At 34.0% G+C, this 24,852-nt stretch carries 25 protein-coding genes and 1 pseudogene; 21 read left to right on the plus strand and 5 right to left on the minus strand.

Features of this window, described 5'->3' with window-relative positions:
• Position 1 precedes the first annotated feature (1 nt).
• The 3 genes from CXF64_RS19845 to CXF64_RS19860 all read left to right on the plus strand — a co-directional run bounded on the left by CXF64_RS19845 (position 2) and on the right by CXF64_RS19860 (position 5,176).
• Positions 2 to 2,011 (plus strand): hypothetical protein, encoded by a 2,010-nt coding sequence (locus CXF64_RS19845; RefSeq protein ID WP_101217884.1) that lies wholly within the window; start codon positions 2 to 4, stop codon positions 2,009 to 2,011.
• Between the two features lies 1 nt (position 2,012).
• On the plus strand, positions 2,013 to 4,472 hold the full coding sequence (locus tag CXF64_RS19850; RefSeq protein WP_101217885.1) for an RHS repeat domain-containing protein: 2,460 nt from the start codon (positions 2,013 to 2,015) through the stop codon (positions 4,470 to 4,472).
• A 239-nt stretch (positions 4,473 to 4,711) separates the two neighbouring features.
• Positions 4,712 to 5,176 carry a hypothetical protein gene (locus CXF64_RS19860; protein ID WP_101217887.1) on the plus strand — a complete coding sequence of 155 codons (465 nt, stop codon included), beginning with the start codon at positions 4,712 to 4,714 and terminating at the stop codon, positions 5,174 to 5,176.
• Between the two features lie 369 nt (positions 5,177 to 5,545).
• On the opposite strand, the pseudogene CXF64_RS21020 reads toward CXF64_RS19860, so the two are convergent.
• The 3 genes and pseudogenes from CXF64_RS21020 to CXF64_RS19870 all read right to left on the minus strand — a co-directional run.
• Positions 5,546 to 5,668: pseudogene (locus CXF64_RS21020) on the minus strand (IS3 family transposase); the annotation flags it as partial.
• A gap of 33 nt (positions 5,669 to 5,701) precedes the next feature.
• On the minus strand, positions 5,702 to 6,253 hold the full coding sequence (locus CXF64_RS19865) for a GNAT family N-acetyltransferase (RefSeq protein ID WP_101217888.1): 552 nt from the start codon (positions 6,251 to 6,253) through the stop codon (positions 5,702 to 5,704).
• A 46-nt stretch (positions 6,254 to 6,299) separates the two neighbouring features.
• Positions 6,300 to 8,819: a putative bifunctional diguanylate cyclase/phosphodiesterase gene (locus tag CXF64_RS19870; RefSeq protein ID WP_232783817.1), complete on the minus strand. Its 2,520-nt coding sequence runs from the start codon at positions 8,817 to 8,819 to the stop codon at positions 6,300 to 6,302.
• A 204-nt stretch (positions 8,820 to 9,023) separates the two neighbouring features.
• On the opposite strand from CXF64_RS19870, the gene CXF64_RS19875 reads away from it, so the two are divergent.
• A complete protein-coding gene (locus CXF64_RS19875; RefSeq protein ID WP_024596935.1) occupies positions 9,024 to 9,230 on the plus strand; it encodes a ParD-like family protein in 207 nt (68 codons plus the stop codon).
• On the plus strand, positions 9,223 to 9,999 hold the full coding sequence (gene map, locus CXF64_RS19880) for a type I methionyl aminopeptidase (RefSeq protein WP_101217889.1): 777 nt from the start codon (positions 9,223 to 9,225) through the stop codon (positions 9,997 to 9,999). The genes CXF64_RS19875 and map overlap by 8 nt, the downstream gene beginning before the upstream one ends.
• Positions 10,000 to 10,200: 201 nt before the next feature.
• On the opposite strand, the gene CXF64_RS21025 is transcribed toward map, so the two are convergent.
• A complete protein-coding gene (locus CXF64_RS21025) occupies positions 10,201 to 10,416 on the minus strand; it encodes a DUF2798 domain-containing protein (protein WP_010554120.1) in 216 nt (71 codons plus the stop codon).
• Between the two features lie 108 nt (positions 10,417 to 10,524).
• Here CXF64_RS21025 and CXF64_RS19890 point away from each other — a divergent pair, with 108 nt between their 5' ends.
• From CXF64_RS19890 to repA, 5 genes are all read left to right on the plus strand, one after another.
• Complete coding sequence (locus CXF64_RS19890; protein WP_010554121.1) at positions 10,525 to 11,412, plus strand: LysR family transcriptional regulator; 888 nt, start codon at positions 10,525 to 10,527, stop codon at positions 11,410 to 11,412.
• A 738-nt stretch (positions 11,413 to 12,150) separates the two neighbouring features.
• Positions 12,151 to 12,399: a hypothetical protein gene (locus CXF64_RS19895; RefSeq protein ID WP_154904009.1), complete on the plus strand. Its 249-nt coding sequence runs from the start codon at positions 12,151 to 12,153 to the stop codon at positions 12,397 to 12,399.
• An 8-nt stretch (positions 12,400 to 12,407) separates the two neighbouring features.
• Entirely contained in the window at positions 12,408 to 12,710 is a 303-nt protein-coding gene (locus CXF64_RS19900) for a hypothetical protein (protein WP_101217891.1), read from the plus strand.
• 134 nt (positions 12,711 to 12,844) lie between these two features.
• Entirely contained in the window at positions 12,845 to 13,159 is a 315-nt protein-coding gene (locus tag CXF64_RS19905; RefSeq protein WP_101217892.1) for a hypothetical protein, read from the plus strand.
• A gap of 245 nt (positions 13,160 to 13,404) precedes the next feature.
• Positions 13,405 to 14,328: a plasmid replication initiator RepA gene (gene repA / locus CXF64_RS19910; protein ID WP_101217893.1), complete on the plus strand. Its 924-nt coding sequence runs from the start codon at positions 13,405 to 13,407 to the stop codon at positions 14,326 to 14,328.
• A 331-nt stretch (positions 14,329 to 14,659) separates the two neighbouring features.
• On the opposite strand, the gene CXF64_RS20780 is transcribed toward repA, so the two are convergent.
• Entirely contained in the window at positions 14,660 to 14,908 is a 249-nt protein-coding gene (locus CXF64_RS20780) for a hypothetical protein (RefSeq protein ID WP_157823677.1), read from the minus strand.
• A gap of 53 nt (positions 14,909 to 14,961) precedes the next feature.
• Between CXF64_RS20780 and CXF64_RS19915 the strand changes: the two genes are divergently transcribed.
• The 11 genes from CXF64_RS19915 (at position 14,962) to CXF64_RS19965 (ending at position 24,851) form a co-directional block, all read left to right on the plus strand.
• Positions 14,962 to 15,819: a ParA family protein gene (locus CXF64_RS19915; RefSeq protein WP_157823678.1), complete on the plus strand. Its 858-nt coding sequence runs from the start codon at positions 14,962 to 14,964 to the stop codon at positions 15,817 to 15,819.
• A gap of 10 nt (positions 15,820 to 15,829) precedes the next feature.
• Complete coding sequence (locus CXF64_RS19920) at positions 15,830 to 17,089, plus strand: ParB/RepB/Spo0J family partition protein (RefSeq protein ID WP_101217895.1); 1,260 nt, start codon at positions 15,830 to 15,832, stop codon at positions 17,087 to 17,089.
• A gap of 2 nt (positions 17,090 to 17,091) precedes the next feature.
• Complete coding sequence (locus CXF64_RS19925; RefSeq protein WP_101217896.1) at positions 17,092 to 17,493, plus strand: hypothetical protein; 402 nt, start codon at positions 17,092 to 17,094, stop codon at positions 17,491 to 17,493.
• Between the two features lie 167 nt (positions 17,494 to 17,660).
• Positions 17,661 to 18,125: a hypothetical protein gene (locus CXF64_RS19930; RefSeq protein ID WP_101217897.1), complete on the plus strand. Its 465-nt coding sequence runs from the start codon at positions 17,661 to 17,663 to the stop codon at positions 18,123 to 18,125.
• Positions 18,074 to 19,486 carry a hypothetical protein gene (locus CXF64_RS19935; protein WP_101217898.1) on the plus strand — a complete coding sequence of 471 codons (1,413 nt, stop codon included), beginning with the start codon at positions 18,074 to 18,076 and terminating at the stop codon, positions 19,484 to 19,486. Before CXF64_RS19930 ends, CXF64_RS19935 begins: the two co-directional genes overlap by 52 nt.
• A 174-nt stretch (positions 19,487 to 19,660) precedes the next feature.
• Positions 19,661 to 20,638: a hypothetical protein gene (locus CXF64_RS19940; RefSeq protein WP_157823679.1), complete on the plus strand. Its 978-nt coding sequence runs from the start codon at positions 19,661 to 19,663 to the stop codon at positions 20,636 to 20,638.
• Between the two features lie 150 nt (positions 20,639 to 20,788).
• Positions 20,789 to 22,621: a DNA topoisomerase gene (locus CXF64_RS19945; protein ID WP_101217900.1), complete on the plus strand. Its 1,833-nt coding sequence runs from the start codon at positions 20,789 to 20,791 to the stop codon at positions 22,619 to 22,621.
• Complete coding sequence (gene pilL2 / locus CXF64_RS19950; RefSeq protein ID WP_101217901.1) at positions 22,618 to 23,046, plus strand: PFGI-1 class ICE element type IV pilus protein PilL2; 429 nt, start codon at positions 22,618 to 22,620, stop codon at positions 23,044 to 23,046. Before CXF64_RS19945 ends, pilL2 begins: the two co-directional genes overlap by 4 nt.
• Positions 23,039 to 23,905 carry a hypothetical protein gene (locus CXF64_RS19955; protein ID WP_101217902.1) on the plus strand — a complete coding sequence of 289 codons (867 nt, stop codon included), beginning with the start codon at positions 23,039 to 23,041 and terminating at the stop codon, positions 23,903 to 23,905. Before pilL2 ends, CXF64_RS19955 begins: the two co-directional genes overlap by 8 nt.
• Positions 23,902 to 24,141: a hypothetical protein gene (locus tag CXF64_RS19960; RefSeq protein WP_101217903.1), complete on the plus strand. Its 240-nt coding sequence runs from the start codon at positions 23,902 to 23,904 to the stop codon at positions 24,139 to 24,141. The genes CXF64_RS19955 and CXF64_RS19960 overlap by 4 nt, the downstream gene beginning before the upstream one ends.
• Entirely contained in the window at positions 24,120 to 24,851 is a 732-nt protein-coding gene (locus CXF64_RS19965) for a hypothetical protein (RefSeq protein ID WP_101217904.1), read from the plus strand. The genes CXF64_RS19960 and CXF64_RS19965 overlap by 22 nt, the downstream gene beginning before the upstream one ends.
• Position 24,852: the final 1 nt, after the last annotated feature.

Consider the following 24,852-nt stretch of genomic DNA (forward strand, 5'->3'; position numbering starts at 1 on the left):
CATGTCAAATTATTTAAAGATTACAATTTTAATTTTCTTTCTATTATCAATAAAATTATCTATTGCATCGTCATATGATGGACCTAAACTAGGAGAACCAATATATACGGCCGTTGATAGAAAGCATGTAAACATGGTTAATGGGATGATTTCATATGCCATTAAAGATGTTAGTATCGGGCATGGTAATTTAAGTTTGACACACACAATATCAATCAATGCGAATGATGTTTTAAACTTAGATTCCTATAATCCCGGATACAAAGATAAGTTCTACGGAGGTATTCGACGCTCGCTGTATAGTAAATCAAGCAACGGTTTTAGCACATTCGAAGTCATATCTGTATTCGATCATGAGAGTTCATATAATTTTGAAATTATGGCTAATGGAGAATTGAAAGAACTAAGGGACATTCCTGTATCGTTAGAAAAAATTGACAGTCAAACATTCCAACTGACAAAAGAAGATGGAACTTTGGTGAAGTATAGGATGCAAAATACTATTCCATCCACTATTTCTCAATCATATGCTCCATTTGGATATATGAAAGAAATTATTCGGCCTGATGGGTTTACCATTACCATTCATAAAGAAGGCCATTACTTATCGAGTCCTATTAAAAGTGTCACTACAAATAATGGGTTACAGTTAAAGTACATATACAATGTACATAATAGACCATTAGAAGCCAGCAAACAAAGCGCTACCAATAATTCTAATATTAATGCGAATTCTTTGGAATGGTCTACGAAGCATCCAGTTAAAATAGTTGCATTAAATAATGCAGTAGAAATATGTCCGTTGTTAACTGATACCTGCGATATCTCAAATACTTGGCCTACAGCCTATTATAACTGGCCAGATGGAATGCCAAGAGCGTTTTATATTGGTAATAGTGTGTTTTCAGTAACGGACTATCTTGGAAGAACGACTGTTTTCTATCATAAAGCCCTTTCAAAAGGCTTTCAATATGGCGATTCGGGTACTAACATTCTGCCAAACCTAAATGACGAATATTTCCCTCGAATAGTTAAGATATCTAAACCGAATGGTTCTGAAGTAACTTATGGATATAAAAACTATGCTTCTGTAGAAGCTTCAGCGCCATTTACTTGGTTAGAGTATCGTGACCACGGGATATTAAATAGAGCAACTCTGAATAGTAAAACTACTACATATGCGTTTGGACCTGAACGAACTACTTATGGTTATTCACAAAGTAACATGTATACAAGCTTTGCTATTGGCGATACATATCAAGGGATAACGAGTGTTGTTTCGGGTTACAAAGTCCACTCAAATACTGCAAAAATTAGCACTGGGCCAACTCAAATAAAATCTTGGGATAAAAATGTTTTTTTTAGTAATGACTTAAACAACCAGGTTGAGAAAATCGAAAATAAGCTTAATGGTGTTAAAATAAGTTATTCATATGATAGTAAGGGTAGGTTAGAGCAGATAAGTAAAGATGGTGTTCTGACAGATTTAAGCTACCCTTCATCGTATTGTAGCCCTAAAAACTGTAATAAACCCTCTTCCATATCAAGTAACTATAATAATTTTCTAGGTGTTTTTCCTGAATATACTTATACGAGATATCAATACGCTTCGGGTCTACCTCAAACAACTACTTATCCAGCCAACAAACATAATAAGATAAAAAAAGTGCAATACACCTCTCAAAGTTATACGGCAAGATATAAAAATAGCGGTGGTAATATTGTTAATAGTCCTTCTACCATAAATTTAATTAGTTCTGAGTTTTTTTGTCGGGCTAGTAATATGTCTGGTTCAAATATTTGTGAAAACGGGGATAAGATTACTACTACATATCACTACGGCTTTGGTAATCAATCAAACAACCTTTTTTTAATTGGTGAATCTGTGTCTGCAGAAGATGACCCTGATGTTTATACAATATGCTATCGATATAACATATATGGAAATAGAATTGGTGTTAGTTTACCTGAATCAGGTATCACAGATTGTAACGTAGGGAGAGAATATTAAAATGGCTATTACAAAGCATATAAAAACATTTGGTTTAATTTTATTGATTATCTCTTTTAACACACTTTCTTCACAGGTTGCCCAACCACATACGACTGCATATCGTTATGATATTGGTGGAAATATTGTGGGGGAAATCCTTCCTGGGACGGATAGTAGTGGATCATTAAAATTTCTTGCGGTGCGATATACCTATGATAATTCGAGTGGCTTACTTATTAAGACTGAAAATGGAGAGCTTTCATCGTGGCAAAACGAACACATTACCCCTGCAAACTGGAGTGGTTTTTCAAGAACCTCACAAACTGTAAACTTTTATGATGGGAATGGCCGAAAAACGGGTATTTCTTTAAGAGGTTCTAATAGTAATACAACTGCTTTTACACATATAAGTTATGATGCATATGATAGAGTCGTGTGTGAAACAGTAAGGCTAAATTCTGGCACATTTGATAATACATCACTCGATGCCTGTACGCCAAGCAGCAGCGCTCAATATGGCAGTGATAGGGTTACAAAATATGAGTATGATGGCTATGGCAACATAACCAAAGTTCATAAAGCTTATGGCACCGTACTTGAGCAATTGTATAAAAAAGTTGAATATTATAGCGAGCAACCAGGCCTTGTTAAAAATATATCAGATGCAAAAAATAATACGACACAGTATGAATATGATTACTTAGGAAGGTTAGAAAAAGTTATATACCCTGATTATAGTTATGAATTTAATTCCTATGATATGAGTGATAACTTAATTGAAGAACGAAAAAGAAATGGGGCAATCATAAGTTATACTTATGACAAGGTTAACCTTCTTTCATTAAAAAAAATGCCTAATTCATCAGATAATATAGTTTATTCATATGATTTAAGAGGGCTGAGGACGAGTGCCGTTAAGGGCCAATATAATAATAGCTACGCTTTAAATTTTACTTATGATACTCAAGGTAATTTAGTAAAAACAACCAGTGGTGAAGGATACAATGGTACTACAAATAGTAGAACTGTTAATTATAGTTATGATAAAAATGGAAATCGTACTCAAATTTCATTTCCAGACAACAAGTCATTTAATTACCAATTTGATGGTCTGAATCGAGTAAAATCTCTTACTAATCAATCTGGTAATACATTAGTCACCTTACAGTATAAGTCAAATAATATGCGTGACTATCTTCAATACTATGGTGGATCAAAAACTTCATACTCATATGATGAGATAAATCGCTTAGATAATCTATCAATAGACTTCGCTCAAAACCAATATGATGTAAATCGAACCTTAACATATAATCCAGCACATCAAATTGTCACGGATCAAGTAAGTAATATCGGGTACCGGTATCAAGGAAATCATAATAAAGTTGGTTCATACAGCGTAAATAATTTGAACCAGTATACCGATATAGCTGGAACATTTGTAAACCATGATATTAATGGAAATTTCACAAGTGGCGATAATACTTACTTATACACTTATGATGATGAGAACCGATTGGTATCATTATACGGGTATGATTCTGCTTCATTTAAATATGACCCAATGGGACGCCTCTACCAAATGACAATAAATGGGGTTACTAAGCAATTTTTATACGATGGTTCGAGGGTAATTGCTGAATATGATGTTAACAATAGTATTGTAAATAGATTCGTTCCAGGGTCATATACTGATGAAAGTTGGGTTATGTTCAACGGAGCAGGCACAAGCTTATCGGACAGTATTTTTTTACATCAAAACTATAATATGAGTGTTATTGCTGCTAGTAATAGTCAATCAAATGTTCTATTTACAAATTCATATGATGTTTATGGCGTTAGTTCTGATACAAACCAAGGTCGATTTGGTTACACAGGGCAGCTATATTTATATGAAATAGGTTTATATTACTACAAAGCACGGATTTATCATCCAAAGCTAGGTCGATTCCTTCAGACTGATCCTGTGGGTTATGAAGATCAGATGAATCTTTATGCTTACGTGCATAACGATCCAATTAATATTGTCGACCCAACTGGCAAGACGTCAGATCCTCTAAACTCCTTTAGAACATGGGCTAAGCAACATAGCAGTGCTCAGCAAAAGTTGAAGCAAGACTTAACGGCAACTAAAGAACTTGTAGGCGATGTTGTTGCTTCTGAAGAAGTTCAAGGTGCAGGTGAAGTTTTGGGCTATGTACCGGTCCCTCAAGCTCAGGCAGCATCCAAAGCTATTAACGTAGCTAATGCAGTCTTGAATGGAGATGCTTCAGGTGTAGCTGGTGATGCTGCTGGAAGCGCGGCTAACGCTGCTACTGAAAGTAAAGGTAAGGTCGTTCAGACGGTGGTATCAGTTGCAGTAGGTAAGCTTGTATCAACAGTAGTTAAGGCCGTGCAGGGAGAGCCGTCAGGAAATTCTCCGCCTCAAGAGATGAAACCTTCCTGTTCCGGAAACGATTACGGTGGCGGGTGCAAGTAAGGTAGCAGTATGGTTAAGAATAAGAAACATTTCGAAAACGTATTACTCTTTGTCTGTTTTTTGTATTTCATATATTTGATAGGTATTGGTATTAAATCTGGTTGTGTTAATCCAAAGGGAGGTGAGGAATATTGTTTAGTATCATCACCCAATATGTATTATTTTATCTTGGCTGTGTATACAGCGCTAATAGTTGCCAGTGTTTATAAAATTTTCATAAACCTTAGGAGAAAGAAATAATGCTTCGATTATCCGTTTACATCTTACTAATAATGATGAGTCAAAAGGCTTTCTCCGAATCTTTGGTTGAAAAAACATGGTATTGCTCTAGTAAGTATAGTGTTGGGGAGCTAGAGAATATTATTGAAGATAAAATTAACTTTAAAAAAGATGGGAGATATAGCCTTTCCACAAATATAAAATTTGTTGAAATTGGCGGGAAAAAATCAGAGCTTAGTGCTTTTTTAGATGGCGACTACAGTTATGACGATGGAATACTCGAATATAAAGAAGTAAGAAATGTCAATATCCAAATTGAATCCGATGATTTAGGCATGCTAACTCCAGATTCTCTTGAAAATCTAAAAGATATACTTAATCAAAACTCAGAAGCCAAGTATAAGACACTAAAATTATCAAGCGAAACTTGGGTTTCACAGAACTCCGTTTCGGACGAAAAAATTGCTTGTTACACAAAAAAATAGTCATTGAATCCAAAGCCTCGCTAGTCGGGGCTAGGATTCAACCTAGCAGAATATTTGCTCTCAACCCAAAGCCAGCGAAAGCTGGTTTTGTTTTATGTCTGCTTGTCTCAAGTGGTAAATTTGTTCCGCAAAGATGGTAAAACTATTTCGCAGAGCAGGTAAAATTTTATCGGAAAGCTGGTAAAAAAGGTGCGGAATATACAAATGTATATTCCGTTAAAACCTACCATCACAACACCACTGAGTTACCACAACAGTCAAAATAAATTTACCACACTTGCGGTAGTTTTTTACGAGTGACTAAATTTCAGTGGTATTGATGTGTTCGCTTTTGGGTAGGTGTTTGTTCATATGTTTGATGTGTAGTGGTCAATAAAATTTGGCCACAGTTTTAGAATCTTTGTATCTAATCTCAGATTCATTTGGCGCTAAACCGGCATTATAATAATGCTGTCTAACGTTGTTGTAATATCCGGTGATATAATTACTAACGCTATATATTGACCATTACAGCTTGAGGGTTTCTCAGTAGCCTAGCCGCTTTGCGGTATCGTTAAAAATTCCTCTATATTTGTCGTATACGGTCGGAGACAGCTTAACAATTGAAAAACCTTCTTTTTTGGAAGCGTTAAGTTCCATTTCGACAAAGCTATGAGGGAGGTTTTCAGTCTTTATTTTGAAGCTGTTCCTCTTAAAAAAGTCTATGCTTTCAGGTAGCGTTTCTAAGGTAATACCCTGTTGTGGATATTTCTTTATAATATGATCCAATAGAAAGCTCCCGTAGCCTTTTTTGCGACAAGCTTTGAAAGTCGAAAGTAAATGGATATGATAAACACCGGACTCATCATATTTATCTAATAAAAACGCGAAGCTTAAATGCTTTTCAGCGGTGGAAAGGATATATAACTCACCTTTGCCCACTTTATAACTTTCGATCATCTCCGCAAAAAAATTTTGTTGCATAGGGCCATACACATCGTGAGGGCTCATAGCTGCGACTGCGTAAAAAGCCATACATTCTACTTCGCTTTGGCTTAACGCACTCCCTATACGATAAGACTTAACTGTTAAAGACATAGCAACTTCCTTACTTAATAAGCTTTTGATTTACGACTAAATAATATTATTTGTATTGTGCTACTCTAATATATTCAATAAGGTGGTCAATTGGAAGTGGCTTTGAGAAAAAGTATCCTTGAATCCTAATACCTTTATATCTAGATAAGTGTGTAATTAGCTTTTCATCTTCTACCCCCTCTACTACCACTTTTTTGCCTAAGTCATAACAAACTTTGATAATGGTATCTAAAAGCTTTCGTTCTTTCGTATCTTTATCCGCTCCAAGAGTAAACTCTCGATCAATTTTAATAATGTTCGCGGGCTGATTAGCAAGATATGACAAACTTGAAAAACCAGTCCCAAAATCGTCTATAGCAACATTCAAACCTGAATTAATTAATTCAAGTAATGTTTTCTCTATAGATGTCTTTTCTTGAAAGGAGGACTCAGTGACTTCAACAGTGAAATTTTTATATGTGATGTTATTTTGAGTAAGTAAATGGAGTAAGTCGATAGAAAAATTGTCTTTAATAATCTGCTTGGTTGAAAAATTAACTGCTACGGTTATATTTTGCAGTTGCGAATGTTTTTTTATATCGTGAAGGACTTGATTTAAAACTTGTTTACCTACTTGAACTATTTGACCCGTAGTTTCTGCTACAGGGATAAATTTTGCCGGAGAGATCCATTCACCGTTACAACACCACCTAACTAGCGCTTCAACACCTACAATTTGGTTCCCATTCAAGTTATGTATAGGTTGGTAGAACACTTCTAATTCGTTGTTTTTTAGAGCCGTGTGTAAATTATTTCGGATAATAATTTTTTCGCTGTGTTTATCATCCATTATTTGTTGATAAAAGTGTATTTGATTCCCTCCAAGCTCTGTAGATTTTTCAAGGGCTATATTTGCTTGCTGAAGGTTAAGCTTAAAATTAAATAATTCGGGGGTTTGATAAAATACCACTCCAGCACTTGCAGTAAGATTGAAGTCAAATGTGTCTATACAGTACGCTTTAGATAAATCGAGTATTAGAGCCTCAATTTTTTGCTCAAGGATAGCTGGTGTAGTATCTGTAAAATATAAAACAAAGCTATCGTTAATTCCCTTAGAAATTAATACTCGGTTGTCAACATTTATACTTATTCTTTCAGAAGCTTTTTTCAGAATTTTATCACTGATTTCATAACCTAGAGAGTTATGTATCTCTTCATAAAAATCTAGTTTAACTATTACAGTTGCAAAATTACTATATCCTCTAACCGAGCTAAGCTGCAGAAACTCTTCTTCCAAAGCTTTCAATCTCAGTAAACCAGTTAATTCATCATGCTTTGTACTAAACTCTAAGGCTCTTGATGAATCAGCTACCAGTACAAAAATAAATATAAATAGAAACGTAAACCATAATATTAATTGATCAATTATGGTATCAATGTGTATTGCTTCATAGTCATTGATAAAGGTATAGACATTATGTTCAACTAAACCCATCACATTTATTTTTTCAGTGATAAAATGGTTATAACGGCTAGTTAGCTTGTTTAAATCAGACTGAGTTTTATTTTTATAGTCTACTGAAAAGTATACATTTGGAGTTAATTCTAAATATGTATCATACCGACTAAGATATTTTAAATAACTTTTCTCTAATAATAAGTTCATATCTAGTAAATTTAATATATAAAAACGACTTTGATTCGCAAGTTTAACAGGGGCTAAAAACATTAAAATTGGTATATCGGAGTCTAGAGTTAATGAGTTAGCTGCAAATTGGACTTCCTCTTTATCTCTTTTAAGCCATAATTTTATTGTAGGTTTTTCTAGCATTCCATTTAAGTAAAAACTGCTAGAAAAATTATCGCCTGAAATATAATTTAATTCATTATCAAGAACTAAAACACCTTTGATTATATTATAATCACTAATGTAATTTTTTGAGTCTATATTAATTAGACGCATAAAATCTTCAAAACTAACTTTTTCTACTCTAGTCTTTATTCTAGCTAGAGCTTTTTTCTGTGAAGCCAAAGAGCGGTTTATCATTGTTTCTAATAAGTGTATTTTTTCTCTTGCATTAGCATCTTGGGTTCTGACTAGATTCAAAGATGACTGATGCCACACAGTTGAACCGATTAATACAACTATAAATACGACTAATTTTATTTTTTTCATTTCATTTATTTTTATATTTTTATGAAAAGCTTTGATAGTAATTGCTGAAAAACAAGTAAACATAAAAATGGCGTACAATGATAAAGTAAATGGGTTGTTATCAAGGCTTCCCAGATCGAAATTAACCTGCATATGAAATAAAAAAGAAAACTGAATAAATAGAAAACACAATGCAGCAACTGTAGCTATTGCGATGCAATACTTCTTTGTATATAGACTTACTTTTTTTATGGTTGCTAAAACGCCTGCAATTAACAGTGAAATTATTGCCGTCGTGGGGCTTATCACCTTCATTAATTCATACCCAGAAAAAGTAGATTCAACCATTCCTAGTGCAAAAATAATACAGTGAAAATACAAAATAGCGCTATATAAAATACTAGTCGCACTTCTTGTCACATTCAATCTCATATCATAACCCATTAAATTTATCAGCTGCCCCAATGCAGTTTAAAAGGATTACTTATATAATTCAATGCAAGCATAAAGTATTGCTTATTAATCATTTTTCTTGTGAAGTGGCCGAGAAATACACTTTTGATTGTAAGACCTCCAAGTTGACATCCATGTTTTCATTATATACGATACATGCATAAATCATATACGGTATATATAATGGGAATAGTGAAAATATCAGATGGGCTGCATGAAGAAATTAGAAAATCGAGTAATATCATGTCCAGATCTATCAATTCACAAGCAGAGTTTTGGATTAAAATAGGCATGCTTGCTGAGTTAAATCCGACACTTACCTACCATGAAATAATTAAAAAACAACTCATAAAAGAAAAGCTTACTATTCAGGATCTTTTGCATGAATAAAGCAATAGTAAAAACGGATGCAGAAATTGAGCTCATGAGAGAGTCAGGAAAGCTTTTAGCTCAAGTATTTAAAATGCTTGATGATTTTATTTGCGAAGGCATAACTACGTTAGATATAGACACTAAAGTAGAAAGCTATATTACCAATGTGTTACATGCTCGTCCTGCTAGTAAAGGGCAATATGGCTATCGGTATTCATTGAACTCATCAGTTAATGACGTAGTGTGTCATGGTGTACCCAATCATGTTTATAAGTTAAAAAGCAAAGATATTTTAAATATTGATATTACCTTAGAGAAAAATGGTTATATCAGTGATTCAAGTAAAATGTATACTTTTGCAGCGACAAGCTCAGAAGCCAAACGATTGGTTAAAACGACTTATGATGCTATGTGGGAAGGTATTAAGGTGGTAAAGCCAAAAGCAACGCTTGGTGATATTGGCTATGCTATTCAAAAGCACGCTGAATCTTCTGGTTATAGTGTAGTACGTGAATATTGCGGTCATGGTATTGGTAAAGAAATGCATGAAGAGCCGCAAGTTTTGCACTATGGTAAAGCGCATACAGGATTAGTACTTGAAGCGGGTATGACATTTACTATAGAGCCTATGATCAACCAAGGTTCCAAGAAGGTAAAAACTAAAAAAGATGGATGGACAGTCGTGACAAAAGATAAAAAACTTTCTGCCCAATGGGAGCATACCATTTTAGTGACAGAAACAGGATTTGAAGTATTAACACTTCGACACGATGAGAAAGTCTCTTAGCGAAATATTATCATAGTCCGCTCATAGCAATTTGCCGAAGCTCAGCTTTGAGCTGTGAGTTTAATCATTCGATTTAACACTCTGACTAAATCGGCCATTGAGGTTTTAGTAAATCATAGCAATTCACGTGTTACAGTTTATAGAATAGTTATCCGATGAAAGAATTATTCTATCGGATAACTATCAAAGGTTTTAGCCGTTTTAAAATTTATCTGATATTTCATGAGCTAACCTATGAATTCTAGGTGCTGAGACAAATGATATAACTCCAGCAGCTGGCCACGCTAGAAACCACGCGGACATCCAATAGTTGATAAAGCTATTTATCAAACCCATGTTGATATAAGTAACCCAAGCTGACATAAAAAAAGTAAGTACAAAAGACATTAATATTGCGAAAATAAAGCGATGCTTCATCTAAATTTCTCCTATATTCATTTTAAGTGATGGAATATAGTTTATGGGCTTACATATCTGTAGTATATACGTAGAATTAATAATCCCATTTACATATTTGTAAAGACAATGCTTGATAACCTTAAAATTTTTATAACTGTTGCCGAGTTGAAAAGTTTAACGCGTGGAGCAGAGAGCCTTGGGATGACTATTGCCACGGTTTCAAGGCGTTTACACGAGCTAGAGAAAAAACTAGGGTGCGAGTTATGTCATCGTTCTAATAAAGGACTAACTCTTACTAATGCGGGGCAAGTTTATTATGAGGAAACCGCCAGCTTTATACATGAGCTGGATATACGACTTTTAAATTTAGATAATGCCCTCAATAGTTTGAGTGGTGAACTTAAGGTAATGGTTCCTACAAATATCGGTAGCGGGCCCCTTAATGAGTTCTGGCGAAATTTCACAGTTAATAACCCTGATATTTTGCTCAATATTACATTAGGTGACCCAGATGACGATGTAATCTCTAACCAGATTGATATTGCTATTCGCTCAGGCCCTCAAGAAAATTCATCTCTAGTACAAAAAAAAATCGGCTCGATTAGTTCTGTATTAGTGATATCGCCAAGTTATAAAAAACTTCTACCTAAAACGGTATCTCAATTAAAATCCTGTCCGAGTATTGCTGCTAATTTATTCAAAGACTGGGCTTTAACAAATGACGAAGAAAAGTATATTTACCCCAAAAAGCATAATCATATAAGTAACGATATGAGCATTACTTTAAACTTGGTCAAGGCTGGATCAGGAATAGCTCTTCTGCCGATGAGTATGGTTTACAATGAAATTGAAAATGGTGAAGTAGAGCGGGTATTGCCCTTATGGAGTGGCGAACCACGCGAAATATCACTTCTGTGGCCAAAAAAAAGAGCGTTATCAAAACGAGCAATAAAATTTCGAGATGAGTTAATTGCATTTCTGGAAAAACAAAAATGGTTTAATGTGAATTTTTAGCATTGAGGTTGCACTTCCATTTTGTCCCTGTGCGCTATCTTCATCTATATCAGACTCTGAAATCGGGTCTGGCATAGGTGCAGATTTAAGCATCGTTCTGTTCTGATACTTCTAAGGTATTGTCAACTCTAACAGTGCTCTTTAGTTTTCTATGGTCAAGTAGAAGCTAACAGGCTCTTAAATTTTTAATCTTTTTCTATATTAGTGATGGCTTAGTTCTGCTTAGAGCGAAAAATCAGACATTAGAATAGGTAGAAATTTAGCCCTTAAATCGTAAATACTGAAATTCTACCGATTACTTTATTTGCGTACTGACAATGCCTATTTGTCAACGACAAACTAAAGAGTAACTTTAAATTAATATGTCATTGTATGGTTGTATTTTATGTCAGTGAATGGTGGCAGGTTATCTATAAGTGATTGATATATTTATCCAGTGCTTGTCATGCTTTGCATGCAGCGACACTTAGTTTGATTGATGGGTTATCTGAAACGATTAGTCATGAGTGTATGGGTCAATCGGTTTGTTATCCAGTATTTGAAGCGTTAGGTAAATATCTTGGGGATTTTTTCTGTGATTTATTTAACGATGATAAGCAATTAACAATTTAGTTATAAAAGCGCCTTAGGGCGCTTACTATATATTTAATATGTTATAATTTATCTGTTACCTGGTCTTTGACCTAAATAAAAAACAGGCGCTTGCGAGCTGCCTTCAACACGTAGATAGAGGTTGTTATGTCTTGTCATAAAATCTGTAATGTGGTTAATCATGGGCTTTGTTTAGGACTTTGTAATTTGGGGCTGTCACTTGATGGTTTTGAAGTTAAGTCTAGTAATAATACTGTTTTTATATTACATTCAACATTATCTTATCCAGTACTTGAGCTCAATGATTTAGAGCCATTGCAGGAATCAGAAATACTTAATTTTATTGATGATAGAAAAAAAACAGGCGCTTACGAGCTGCCTTCAACACGTAGATAGAGGTTATTATGAGTAAGAAAAAAAATTCACTAGTTGTTTTAGCATTGGTAACAAGTTTTGATTTTACTGAAAAAGCAAAATTAGAAGATAACTTGCTGTTAAAAGAAAGTTTACTTCGTAGTGCTGATATTGCGAACTCGCTAAGTATTAAGTTATCCAAACTAAACGACTTGGAACTAACTGAGCTAAATGTTTTTGAGCTATCTGAACACAAAAAACTTGTTCATGAGCGTTTCACCAGAAATGCGAATGCTTTAAAAACCATTACAAGTAGTTTGAATAATTCTAAATTAAGAAATGTATCCCAATAAATATGAGCCGCTTCTGCGGCCTTATTTTTCAAATAAAAATATTTTTAAAGATAAAATGTTTTTATTTGAAAAAACTTGTAAATTTCAATATTAAATGTAGTATCTAATGTAATTAATTATTTAAGGTCATTTCTATGCAAAGTTTAAAGGCTTTATCCCCTAGTGATTTGCAACCATTGATAAGCCAAGAGCGCATCGTTGCACTTATAAAAGACAGTGCCTTTGATATTTGTGCTGAGTTACTACCGCATCCTGATATGAAAAAGCTGGTTATGCGTATATTTTGTATTGAAACAAATCTTAATGCCTATCTTGCGATGGCAAGTAAAGCAGAAATTAGAACTTTTTCAAGCTCCGATGGGGCTTGGAAGTTAACTGTTAAGTTGGGTATTAGTGGGATGGATATTGATAACGATAAATTTTATAAATTTTTTGAGAGTGCAGCTTGAAGTTTTTAATGCTGTAGATAAAACAAAGCCCCGTTAGACGAGGCATTTTGTTCGATTAACAATAAACCGATTCGGTGAATTGTAGACTAGATTGAATTCGCACTTCTAATTCTAGACCTCAATTCCTTAACGGTCAAGCACCTTTTTGTCTGAAAAAGGTCTATTTTAAGGAGTTGAGATGATTTTATTTAATTTATTATCTTGTCCTATTGCTAATAGTTTTTTATTACTGTTGGGGATAGAGCATGCCTGCATTTAAAAGTAGGGCTAAGAACCCTAACCCCGAATTTAATCCCAGCGACGAACAACTTTCAAAAATGGTTTTTTTAAAAAATCTTTATTTAAAAAATAAAGATAAAAATATTATTGATTCTGATGTGGTTGTTTTTTTAAGGCACGGGACAGAGCGCAGTAAAGCCTTTTATCCTGATCGTGTCAGAGCTATGAGAGCTTTGTTAGATGTTTTTAGTCAACATATCAATCTAGTCACTCACCAAGTCAAAATTAGTATTAGAAATGCATCTGACGCTTGCGGTCTATCTACATATAGTGACGCTGAACTTGAAAAAGAAAAACTAGATCCTAGTTATACACCTCAACCTAACATTACAAGAGCATCTAGAGCTTTCAAAGATCTTGTTGACCTAGGTATTTGTGTTGCAGATAAAAGTTGGCAAGTTTGGGCCAAGGGTGAACACCAGTGGATTGACAAGTATTTCGAAGTTACACCTTTATTTTTTAAAGCATTTGGCGTTAACCCTGAGACAGTTGATAAGCATAGAACTAATAGGATTAATTATCTGATAAAAAGTGGTTCTTCCAAAGGTCTTGATGCTAATTTAAGCCCAGAACAACTGGGCGAGATGTCTATTACTGAAATTAAATTACACGAGCGCATGGCTTATGTGCGTAAGGTATTTGAAAGACTTAGAGAAAAGCGACACGCAAGCAAAACTAAAAGAGATATTCTAAAACTAGAGAACAAAAATTTAAGAAAGGTTGCACAAGAAAATGTAGTAAAAAAATTAGGTGACAGAATTCTTCAGTTTACTTCACCTGAACCGTTCATAGCTCTTGTTAACCAAGAGCTGGCTTTGCTTAGACGTTTGGTTGAAAAGGATAGAATAGACAAACAGGAAAGGTCTAAGATACCCTCCGTAACTACCTAGCTTTATAGTCAAAACTAGAATCTTTAACAGGCTTGCTCCTGGTCTTTTCATGCCTGAAATTCCTATTCTCCCTCATTTACCAACCACCACCACTTCAATCTCCTTATTAACTATTAAAAAGTAGCAATATATAGTGCCTTACACACCAAAATTAGGTTTCCTTTTATACTTATACATATAATGTGCAAGGCTAATTTAATCAAAGCGCAGTAGCTTACTTTTAATGTGCAAAATTAACATACTCTTAATAAACATATAATTTAATAACGTCTGAAGATATGTAGACAAATGATGATGCGCCCTGATTCGCAGCAAAAAGACGCTGCTGGGCTTAATGCCCCCGTCTTAGCAAAATAGGATAAACAACCTCTGTATTGAATTTAATAATATACATATTTTGATTATCAAAGGGGGGCGCAATTTCTATGCCTATTTCAACTTTATTAGCCCTTTTAAACTTGAGGACATAACTAGCATTGTTTGGGTTTATCATGGGCTCTGCCCATACCCGCCAAGCTGCGCTTGGATGCAGATTTATTACTTGCCTCTTCAGCTCAAATAATGTATCTTCTTTATTCAATACATAGACTATGGTCTATAAAAGGGTATAAAGCCCATGCTCAAGGAGTTATTATGAATACAGTATTACCTTACAAACCAAACCTTGTTTCAAAAAAGGTTTCAAAATCTTGCACACATCCGAATGAAAAAGGTGGTGTTGGCAAAACGACAATATTATTTCATCAAGCTTATAGACTAGCTGAAAAAGGGTTTAAAGTTTTAGTAGTTGATTTTGATGGTCAACGTAACATAAGCAAGCTTTTCCTTGGTTCTATGGCTGAAGTTGCTTGGGTTGAGAAAAACGGCTTTACAGCGGCAGATTTATTTCGCCCAGACCTTAAAAACGAAGACATTACACTTTATAAGTCTTCTGTTCACACAAACATTTCTATCATTCCTTCTCATAAAGAGAAAATAGCTAATATTTTGGCCGCAGGTGTTAACGCTAAAAATATGGTACTTAATCCAAAAAAATATTTAGATCTTATAGATGTTGATTTTATTTTGATTGATACACCGCCCTCATTAGGTGTCACACAAGTAGCTGCGATGTATGCCGTAGATAAAATATTTGTTCCTGTTACTGTGGACGATTATTCTAATGAAGGATTTATCTCATTACTTAACACCTTAAAGGTTGTTAAAACTAATCTAAGGTCTAAAACTGAATTGGCTGGTGTATATGTTAATAAATTTAAAAAACCATCTACAAGGAAAGGTGATAATCCTTATTTGGATATATTGAATCAAATCAAGCGTGATTATTCTAGTTTCTTATTTCCAATATTTATCCCTGATTCTTTACCAATCAATGAAGCTAGAATGTCAGCTAGACCATGTTGGATTAATCCACCTAACGGTAATGCTGCGACAGTTGGAAGAACAGTAAGAAAAGCAATCGATGCTTTGAATGAAAAACTAATATCTTAGGTGCTGAAATATGAATAATGTAAATTTAGATACAAACGATTTTATGTCAATTATCAGTTCAGTTAATTCTGACACTGAATATGGTGTCGATTTAAATATTAATGATGTTTACCCCGATCCAACCCAACCTAGAAAAATTGGTTTAGATGATGATGGTGTTCAAAGCATTATTAGTTCTTTCTCAGCTACAGATGGAAAGTTGATTCAACCAATCCTTGTTGAGGCTGACGAAGATGGAAAGTATAAAATCATTGCAGGTGAAAGGCGATGGCGAGCTTCTAAAGCCTACGGTAGTCTAACGATTACAGCGAACATTAAATCGATTGGTAACTCTGATTTTAATTCAAAACTTCTAGTTCAAATTTTAGAAAATGAAACTGGTGAAAGATTAGATCCAAGAGACTTAGGTCGTAGTATTAAGTCATTGCTAGAGTCAGATAACTTAACCCAAAGCAACATAGCTGAAACACTTAATAAGTCAAAAGCAGAAATATCTGAGTTAATTAGTATTTCTGCTTTAGGCGAAGATTATGATTTTAATTTTATTAACGACCTTTATGAAAACAAAATGTGTCGTGACATTTCTACTCTGGTTGCAATTTTACGTTGTGCTAAAAAGGATAAAGAAAAGACTGAGCGATTAGTAGCTTGGGCTGCCCTTAATGATCAAATCAATCGCAAGTGGGCGAAATCATTAGCTAAGAATTTGGATAAACCAATTGATGATCTAATCAGCGCTTTAGAGGAACGTGGTAGTCTTGAAACAAAAAGCACTGTTTCTAGCTCAGATAATTCTATCAAAGTTACTTCATCAAATAATAACGTTGATAGCGCAGATAACGCACATAGCGCAGATAACGTTGATGACGTTGATGACGTTGATAGCGCAGATAACGTTGATAGCGCAGATAACGTTGATAGCGCAGATAACGTTGATAGCGCAGATAACGTTGATAGCGCAGATAACGTTGATAGCGCAGATAACGTTGATAGCGCAGATAACGTTGATAGCGCAGATAACGTTGATAACGAAAACCTCGACATATCTTTAAATGATGATTTTGCTTTAACACAAGAATCAGATGGAAAAGAAAAGTCTCATCAAAAAAAGGTTTCTGAAATTAACGTTACCTATAATGGCAGTGTTGCCAAGCTCCTATTAGATAGGGTTGATGATAAAGAAGGTTTTGCATGGATAGAGTATCTTTTATCTGATTCTGAACCTTTACTTGTTGATTCAACTGCTCTAACAATTATTTCTGTTGGTTAAACATGAAAGTTAATGCGAATACTTGGGTATTAGCTATGTCTCTCAGGGGCTTTTTTGCCTCTGAGTTTCTTAAGTACCACGGGCCTACAGACTCACAAGCTGGAATTACTCTTGTTAATTATTCAAGGGACAATGGTTTTACCCAGAGACTAAAAGAAATTCCTGGTAAGACTATTAGAGATTGGATTGTAAAAGGTGACATACCTCAGTGGGCAGTAAAAGGTATGGTAAAATATATTACTGAAGCGGGCTTTATCGCTGAAAATTGTGAACAATTAGATTCTATTATTTCATATTTAATTATAGATATTGACAATAATCAGTTAGCCAGCTTTTTAAAAGCTCCTTTATTTAAAAATTATACATATAATGACTTAATTTCCTCTATTGATAGAGCAATATAATCAGTTTGGCATGCCAAACTGATTCCTCTTTTTTTAATCATTTTTTATTATTTCCTTTTAACTTGAATAAATTTAAAAAAGCTTCATAAAATTTCTACCTGCTTTTCGCTGAAATCTTACGTTTTTCATGTTGTAATCTTTCCTACAAATGCTGTATGGGGTCATTAATGACAAGTTGTATCAATTTAAGATCAGAATTAAATAATGAAATAGAGTTTCATTTAAACGATAAATTAGATCTGCGACCTTTTTTAAGTGCTTGGAAGCTAATAAACAATCAGTTTAATGGCGTCTTTGAGCTAGGTGAGCAATTCGATCCTATTTTTCAAATTCACTGCAACTTACTCAAGGAATTAAAGAAAACGGATTTAATAACTGAGGAATTATTTATTGCATGGCTTCTTCAATTAAAAATAATTCAAGTGAATGTGGTTTGCAAAGATACAGGTGATGTATGGCAACCAACGGTTGAGTCTTTTGAACATTTTAAAAGTAAGTGCTCTTCTTCAAATTTTTTTGTTAGTGACTGTTCTGATATTGACGAAAAAATAAAATCTTTTTTATCATGGATAATTACAATATGCGATTGGGAAACCTCAAATATTTATTTAACAAACGTAAAGTTACACTAGATGAAGCGCCTTTAAAAAAGATAATTGGCGTTTCAGATGATTACTGGCTAGAGCTCTATAAGCCAGCCATCAACGTTGTAGTAAGAACAATAGATCTTTTTGATAATGATAAAAATAAATTATATGAAGCCTTTTCAAATAATTTTATTAATTTAATTCGTAGAAATAAAGGGGGGGTTTTAGAAGACTCTCTTCTATTGCATATACAAAATTATAGTTTAGCACTATCTATCTGTTGTCTTTTCGTGGCTAGACTTTGCCAGCCGTTTGAATTTCATTCTATTTCCCTAAACAAGAAAACCAATAGAGAAAGAAATAGATTTTATCCTTGGCTTAATATTCCCGAAAATTGTGAATTAAAAATTAGAAAGTCTGATTATATTTACCCGATTCAGATTTACACAATGCCAATCATGGCCTCTTCAATTAATACGGTTGGCTTCAACTGGCTTCATAGCAGACCTAAGAATTTAAAGAACCTTATTGATGCACTCTACAGTAATGGGGAAAGAGGGGAGCTTTCAGCCCTTCTTTGCTTGATGGACGCAAACCCTTTAAACATTAAAGTTGACAGTAAAGATTTATTTTCTTCAGAGCCTAGTGATGATTCCACTTCAGAAAACTCTAAGGAACAACCTAAAGATACAAACGTTGACATTGATTCACTACTAAACTCTATGGGTGCTGGTGATTCAGTGCAAAAAAGTTTTGATGAAATTTTAAATTCCGGAATATCTAACAATAACACTAAAGCTGATGAATTAAATAAGTCGGTTATTCCTGGTACTAATGAAAATTCAGGGGCCTCACAGGACTTGGATTTCTCGATATTTGACAACACAGAGAACAATTCAGAGGATTTAGAATTAGCTCCTACAATTAGCGCTGCTGCTTCTAATCTACCAATTACTGAAGTTGTTGATAGTTCTTCAATTGATCCCCTGAGTGAGTTCACTAACTATTTGCAAGATAGTACTGATAATAACAATGAATATTCAGTTAGTGGCTGTATTTCTGATGATTTCATCCTATGGTGTATTTCTATTTCTAAGAGAGAGGATAGAGAGGTTCTAGGTATTTTTGTCATTAATATTGACGGCAATAAAGTTATCGCGTTTAACAAAGATCTGAGTTTAATGGCATTTGTTAAATCTGATTATGAGCTTGAGAAAGAGGTTGAGTATATAGCGGTAGCTGATGAGATATTTAAAGACATTAAAAAGAATGATTTTTTAGTTAAAGATTGTAAACAGAATCATGAACGCAAGCTTAATGTGCAAGGTTCTGATATTAATGTTTTTATTTTATCTAACACTTTAGATGTTAATTGTAAGTTAACTGAGAACGCAGTGCTTTTCTAGTAATAAAGTGCTTGTTTTCTGTCTTTAATTCTACTTTTCTAATTAAATAGTGCAGACAATGATTAGAATATTTGTTCTAATGTAAAAATATTCATCAAAAGCTGGTCAATTTTAGTACATTTGTTATATAATTGAGGTGGGTTTTTACAAATATAAATATAGGCGGAATGCAGTATGGACGCAAGATCCTCTGCGCGAAATTTTCACATGTCTCGCGCACCTCTATTATTGAGGGAATTATTATTAGCAATGGTTTCTGAAAACAAGCTTGGTAAAGATAGTTTATCTAAAAGCTTCGGTTTAAGTAAAAAACAGATTGAATTTATAAACGATTCAACAATGCCAACGCTTCTTTCTTTGGCTAATAATTATGTTAAAGCTAATGCAATTACCTTTGACATTGATTTTGAAAAGGTCGCTAACTTATTATCATTTTTTTTAAAAAATGAATTTAATGATAGTAGCTTAATCGATTTCTCTTTAGAGTCTATAAGTGATCAAGATAACCCCCTCTACCTTCACCAACAAGTTTTTCGTGTTATAAGAGAGTTAGCTCTTTTTGTTGCAGATTCTCTTATTATTGGTGATAACTTACCTCAAGAATTTATTAATAACAGTGGTAATGTTAGCCGTTCTTTAACTAGATTAAGCGCTTCTTGTATAGATCAGTTTATCTCAAAAATGGTTACTACTGGTTGTATAAAAATAATATTTAATAAAAAACTAATTGCAGACAGAACGTCTATTCAAATGCGTTTTGAGCACAGAGAAGCAATCAAAGATTTGCTTATATCTAAATATGCCCCTTCGCATTTAGTGATTTTTCTTTTCTCTGAAGAAGACCCTAAAAGTATTCGTTTAAGGCGATTTCAATTAGGTGTAGGACAACTTCAGGGCAGACCCCGCACCACAACAGTAGAGGGTGCTATTTTATTTATAGACCTTTGGAATCAGAGTCACGGAATTACTGATTTAAACAAGTTTCTTTTGGCTCATCGTGAACTCGCCTTTGATTTTGATATTTTATGGACTTTGTATCAAAAAGAAATACAGCCACTCAATGACTCTTTAAAGAGTGAGCTGAGTAAGAGCACTTCTTTTAAATCTTCACAAAACACTCAAAGTAACATGCGCTACATCAAGGCTAATTAATAGAACTCAGTACACTAAAACCCTAGTTTGGCATGCCAAACTAGGGTTTTTTATTTATAAAAAAGCATGGTGAAATTGACCACAGCTTTTCGACTGTAATATTAAAAGCCACAATGTATCCTATACATAGTATTTTTATTGGATCTAATTATGCAAGTTTATCTTTGTGAGAAGCCAAAACAAGGTGAAGAAATAGCCTTGTTTTTAGGTATGTCACTTTCTGACAAGAAGAAAGGTTATTATGAATCGGGCAAAGTTGTTGTAACTTGGGCTTTAGGCCACCTTTTTAAATTACAACCACCTGAGTTTTATTGTCCAGAAGTCAAAAAAAAATGGGATTATAAATGTCTACCAATTATCCCTGAAGAGTACGAGTATGTTTTAGGTTCAAAGTCTAAAGTTCAATTTCGAACAATTAAAAATCTTTTAAAAAAGGCAAAAGAAGTATTTATAACTACAGATCCCGACCCTGAAGGTGAATCTATAGCCCGCAATATTATTAAGTTTGCTGGGTACAAAGGTAGTGTAAAGAGAATACTCTTTGGTTCTACTGATGATGAGACTTTAAAGCAGGCTTTTTCAAACCCTCTTAGCATTAACGATACGCAGTGGATGTATGATACTGCGATTGCAAGAGCAAGAAGTGATTGGGTTGTAGGTATGAATTTAACGATGGCCTTTACTCTCTTGGTTCAAAAGCTAGAAGGTGGAAGTCGTATGAAAAAGGCTTTTGCGATAGGTCGTGTAAAAACCCCTGTTGCTATGCTTGTTTATCACCGAGAACAAGCTATCAAAAATTTCAAACCAACCTCATATTATGATGTAACAGCTAATTTATATGACAGCTTAGGCAACGAGTTTGTTTGTGCGTGGGATATTCCTGAAAAACATTTAGACTCAGAGGGGCGTCTATTGAGTGAGGAATTTGCAACGAAAGCTGCTGATTACATACGCGAAACAAAATTAGGTGTTATTGAATCTTTTAATGAAGTTGTAAAAGAAAAACAACCCCCATTACCTTATGAACTTAATTCACTTCAAGTTGAATGTGAAAAATTTGATATATCACCAGATGAAACATTAGAAATAGCACAGTCTTTGTATGATAAACCCTTTTCAGCAATTACTTATCCAAGAACTGATACGGGATATTTAACTACAGGTTTTTCAGAAAAAATTGATGGCATTTTGAGCTCTCTTTTTACTCTCGATTTAGATGAAAAGTTAAAAGAAAATATTAATCCAGCGCTTAGGAGTAAAGCTTGGAATGATAAGAAAGTAAAAGTACATCACGGTATTGTGCCGACTTCAAATAAGATTGATTTTTCCCACTTCTCTCCAAAGCAGAAAATAGTTTTTCTTTTGATAGCGAAGCGTTTTTTGCTGCAATTCACTCCTAATTATGTCTTTAAGCATACCGATTTAAAAATTAAAATTGGAAACCTTAAATTCAAGGCTTCATGCAACGTACCAGTGTCATTAGGTTGGAAGGCATTTGTTTCTGATGATGATGAAAGTATTGTTAATTTACCTTCTTTAAAAATTGGTCAAAAAGTTGGGGTTAAGAGTTCTAATACGTTAACAAAAAAAACTAGAAAGCCAAATCGATACACTCAAGCCTCTCTTTTAATGGCAATGATAAATATTTCTAATGAGGTTTCAGATCCCTCTTTAAAAAAATTACTCAGTGACCAAGATGGCATTGGCACAGTGGCTACTCGATCTACAATAATAAAAGACCTTTTAGGTAACGGTTTACTTAACCTTAAAGGTAAATACATTAGTCCTTCAGATTGGCTAGAAAAGCATATGTGTCATATTCCTGAGCAGATGAAACAACCAGCAAATTCAGCGCTTTGGGAACGCGGCTTTCAGGCTATTCAAGCTGGGGATATTACTTCAGATAAGTTTGTAGAGTTTCAAGAAAAGTTTGTTAAAGATGCTGTTATTAATTTAAATAAAATCTATTTGGAGGTTAAATGAAGTTAGTTAAACTAATTTTCATCCTATCTATCTTATTTTCCTGTTTCAGTGCTTCATCTGAAACAGTTAAAACCGATAGGTATACATCAATAGTTCCGACACCAAAGGAGAGAGAAGTAGACCCTTTATCAGTTAATATTAAATTAGCCTTCCCACCAACAGTTAAAACTGTAAAAGATGCAGTTAGCTTTGTTTTAATTAATTCTGGTTGGGTTTTAGCATTAGATAAATCCAATGACGATGCCCTAATGATTACTCTAGATAGACCACTTCCTCAAGTGCATAGGTCATTATCTTTAATGCCATTACGGTCTGTTTTGCAAGTTTTGGTTGGGCCTTATTACATTGCAGTAGAAGATCCATTAAGACGTATTTATACATTTGATTTAAAAGACGAGTATAGAGGTTTAATAACTCATGAGTGATGAAATAAAGAATGTTCCTGGTACTGAAGCAGAGCTTGAAATGAATGAGCAGATTAAATCAGCTAATAATTTTGAAACTTCTGAAGATGGACTTCCTGAAATAGATAAAAAAAATGAGAAGCCAAATAAACCACCGTTTAAAGTTTTAGTTTTCATATTTTCAATAGTATGTATTGTTGGTTTTTTAATCCAACTTTTAATTAACAGCAGCGGGCTTTTTGACGAGTCTGAGATAGAAATTGATGCACCACCTTTACCTGATTTATCCGAGTTTATTGATGAACCATTAGTTGACAAGGATTTTTTAGTTAACGACTCGGTTAATACCAGTGAACGCGATAATGAAGTTGTAGATATTTCATTAAATGAGGTAACTCCTTTACCCCAGCAAAGTGTTGATTTCAGTGAGATAAACAATGCTTTAGACTCAATAGTCACATCTTTATCTTTAGTCAATTCTAAACTTGATCAACAATCAGGTGAGATTTTAAATGTAAAGAAAACTCAGAACCAATTGGGTCAACTTATTGCTGAAAACTATGCAGTAATCAAAGTATCTAATATGAATATCTCAAAGGACATTACACACAGTAAATCAAAGCTAAACAGTATAACTAACCAATTAAATGATTTAGGTCTCAATGTACGACAGGCGTCTTTAGATTTTCCAATTGTTGTTTATGGTTTAAATACGTGGGGTGAAGATGTTTATTTAACGGTAGCTCAGAAAAATGCACCCGAGCAGACTAATTTTCTCCGAGTTGGAGGTATTGTTGGTAAGTGGCGACTAGTAAAAATTACTGACACTTCAGCTCTTTTTAAACATTTTGATGGTGATAGTAAAGAGGTTGCCTTATGAAATATTTAATATTCCTTATTTTATTTATTTTAGGCGGTTGTACTTCAAGCTATAAAACACAGCTTTCCACTCTGGCTGTTGATGATAGGGTTTCAGTTATAAATGCTAAGGTTTCCAACCCTTATCCATCATGCGATGAAAATTTAAATATGCGTAGAATTGCAAACTTAAGTGTAGAGCGTTCTGAAAGAGTTTATTTACAAGGACAGAAGTTATGTCAAAGAAATTTAAATTAATTTTTTTATTACCTTTATTTTTTTCTTTACCTTCACTTTCTTCGGCTCAAGATATGACTGAGAGCATACTTACTACTCAAGAGAAATCTCATGCTGACGTTTGGGGGTTGAATGCTAATGAATATAAGAGATATAAGGAAATATTAACTACACCACGCGCTTATTTTACACCCGATTTAGATAAAAATCCTTTGTTAGCTTTAGCGCTTGAAGCTGAGTCAGATTCTGAAAGGGCAGAGCTAGCTGATAGGTGGGTAAAAATTCAATATTCAAATAACATTAAAACTTTTGCTTGGCAAAAAGAAGTAGGAGAGGCTTGGGAAAGAAATTTCCCTTCAGTTCCAAAGTTTAGCTATAAAGACCCAGCAACTAGCCGTTTTTCTATATCTAATATTACCAAAGCGAAAGCTTCAAGTTCGAACTTTAATATTCAATCTTTAATTAATGATAAACCGAGGGCGCAGTTATTCATTTCTATTGATAATTGTGAAAAATGCGTTTCAGTTTTTGACTCTGTGTATAAATCCTTTAATAAAGGCGTATACGAGGGGATAGACCTGTTTTTTGTTGGTAATCCTTCTAAATTTGAAATACAAGGATGGGCTAGTTCTAACAATCTAAATGCTAAAGACGTTAATGAACTTAAACTCATAACATTAAATCTTTCACCTAAGGTTGTTGTTGACTTACCATTATTGGAATTTGATTAAG

The sequence above is a fragment of the Pseudoalteromonas sp. GutCa3 genome (genome assembly GCF_002836155.1).
GTDB lineage: Bacteria > Pseudomonadota > Gammaproteobacteria > Enterobacterales > Alteromonadaceae > Pseudoalteromonas > Pseudoalteromonas arctica.

Coding starts and splice junctions, on each gene's coding strand:
- CXF64_RS19925 (WP_101217896.1), top strand. CDS start 17,092: ATGAAAGTTAATGCGAATACTTGGGTATTAGCTATGTCTCTCAGGGGC.
- CXF64_RS19900 (WP_101217891.1), top strand. CDS start 12,408: ATGAGTAAGAAAAAAAATTCACTAGTTGTTTTAGCATTGGTAACAAGT.
- map (WP_101217889.1), top strand. CDS start 9,223: ATGAATAAAGCAATAGTAAAAACGGATGCAGAAATTGAGCTCATGAGA.
- CXF64_RS19915 (WP_157823678.1), top strand. CDS start 14,962: ATGAATACAGTATTACCTTACAAACCAAACCTTGTTTCAAAAAAGGTT.
- CXF64_RS19850 (WP_101217885.1), top strand. CDS start 2,013: ATGGCTATTACAAAGCATATAAAAACATTTGGTTTAATTTTATTGATT.
- CXF64_RS19920 (WP_101217895.1), top strand. CDS start 15,830: ATGAATAATGTAAATTTAGATACAAACGATTTTATGTCAATTATCAGT.
- repA (WP_101217893.1), top strand. CDS start 13,405: ATGCCTGCATTTAAAAGTAGGGCTAAGAACCCTAACCCCGAATTTAAT.
- CXF64_RS19930 (WP_101217897.1), top strand. CDS start 17,661: ATGACAAGTTGTATCAATTTAAGATCAGAATTAAATAATGAAATAGAG.
- CXF64_RS19895 (WP_154904009.1), top strand. CDS start 12,151: ATGTCTTGTCATAAAATCTGTAATGTGGTTAATCATGGGCTTTGTTTA.
- CXF64_RS19960 (WP_101217903.1), top strand. CDS start 23,902: ATGAAATATTTAATATTCCTTATTTTATTTATTTTAGGCGGTTGTACT.
- CXF64_RS19860 (WP_101217887.1), top strand. CDS start 4,712: ATGCTTCGATTATCCGTTTACATCTTACTAATAATGATGAGTCAAAAG.
- CXF64_RS19940 (WP_157823679.1), top strand. CDS start 19,661: ATGGACGCAAGATCCTCTGCGCGAAATTTTCACATGTCTCGCGCACCT.
- CXF64_RS21025 (WP_010554120.1), bottom strand. CDS start 10,416: ATGAAGCATCGCTTTATTTTCGCAATATTAATGTCTTTTGTACTTACT.
- CXF64_RS19945 (WP_101217900.1), top strand. CDS start 20,789: ATGCAAGTTTATCTTTGTGAGAAGCCAAAACAAGGTGAAGAAATAGCC.
- CXF64_RS19935 (WP_101217898.1), top strand. CDS start 18,074: ATGCGATTGGGAAACCTCAAATATTTATTTAACAAACGTAAAGTTACA.
- CXF64_RS19865 (WP_101217888.1), bottom strand. CDS start 6,253: ATGTCTTTAACAGTTAAGTCTTATCGTATAGGGAGTGCGTTAAGCCAA.
- CXF64_RS19875 (WP_024596935.1), top strand. CDS start 9,024: ATGGGAATAGTGAAAATATCAGATGGGCTGCATGAAGAAATTAGAAAA.
- CXF64_RS19870 (WP_232783817.1), bottom strand. CDS start 8,819: ATGAGATTGAATGTGACAAGAAGTGCGACTAGTATTTTATATAGCGCT.
- CXF64_RS19965 (WP_101217904.1), top strand. CDS start 24,120: ATGTCAAAGAAATTTAAATTAATTTTTTTATTACCTTTATTTTTTTCT.
- CXF64_RS19905 (WP_101217892.1), top strand. CDS start 12,845: ATGCAAAGTTTAAAGGCTTTATCCCCTAGTGATTTGCAACCATTGATA.
- CXF64_RS19890 (WP_010554121.1), top strand. CDS start 10,525: ATGCTTGATAACCTTAAAATTTTTATAACTGTTGCCGAGTTGAAAAGT.
- CXF64_RS19955 (WP_101217902.1), top strand. CDS start 23,039: ATGAGTGATGAAATAAAGAATGTTCCTGGTACTGAAGCAGAGCTTGAA.
- pilL2 (WP_101217901.1), top strand. CDS start 22,618: ATGAAGTTAGTTAAACTAATTTTCATCCTATCTATCTTATTTTCCTGT.
- CXF64_RS19845 (WP_101217884.1), top strand. CDS start 2: ATGTCAAATTATTTAAAGATTACAATTTTAATTTTCTTTCTATTATCA.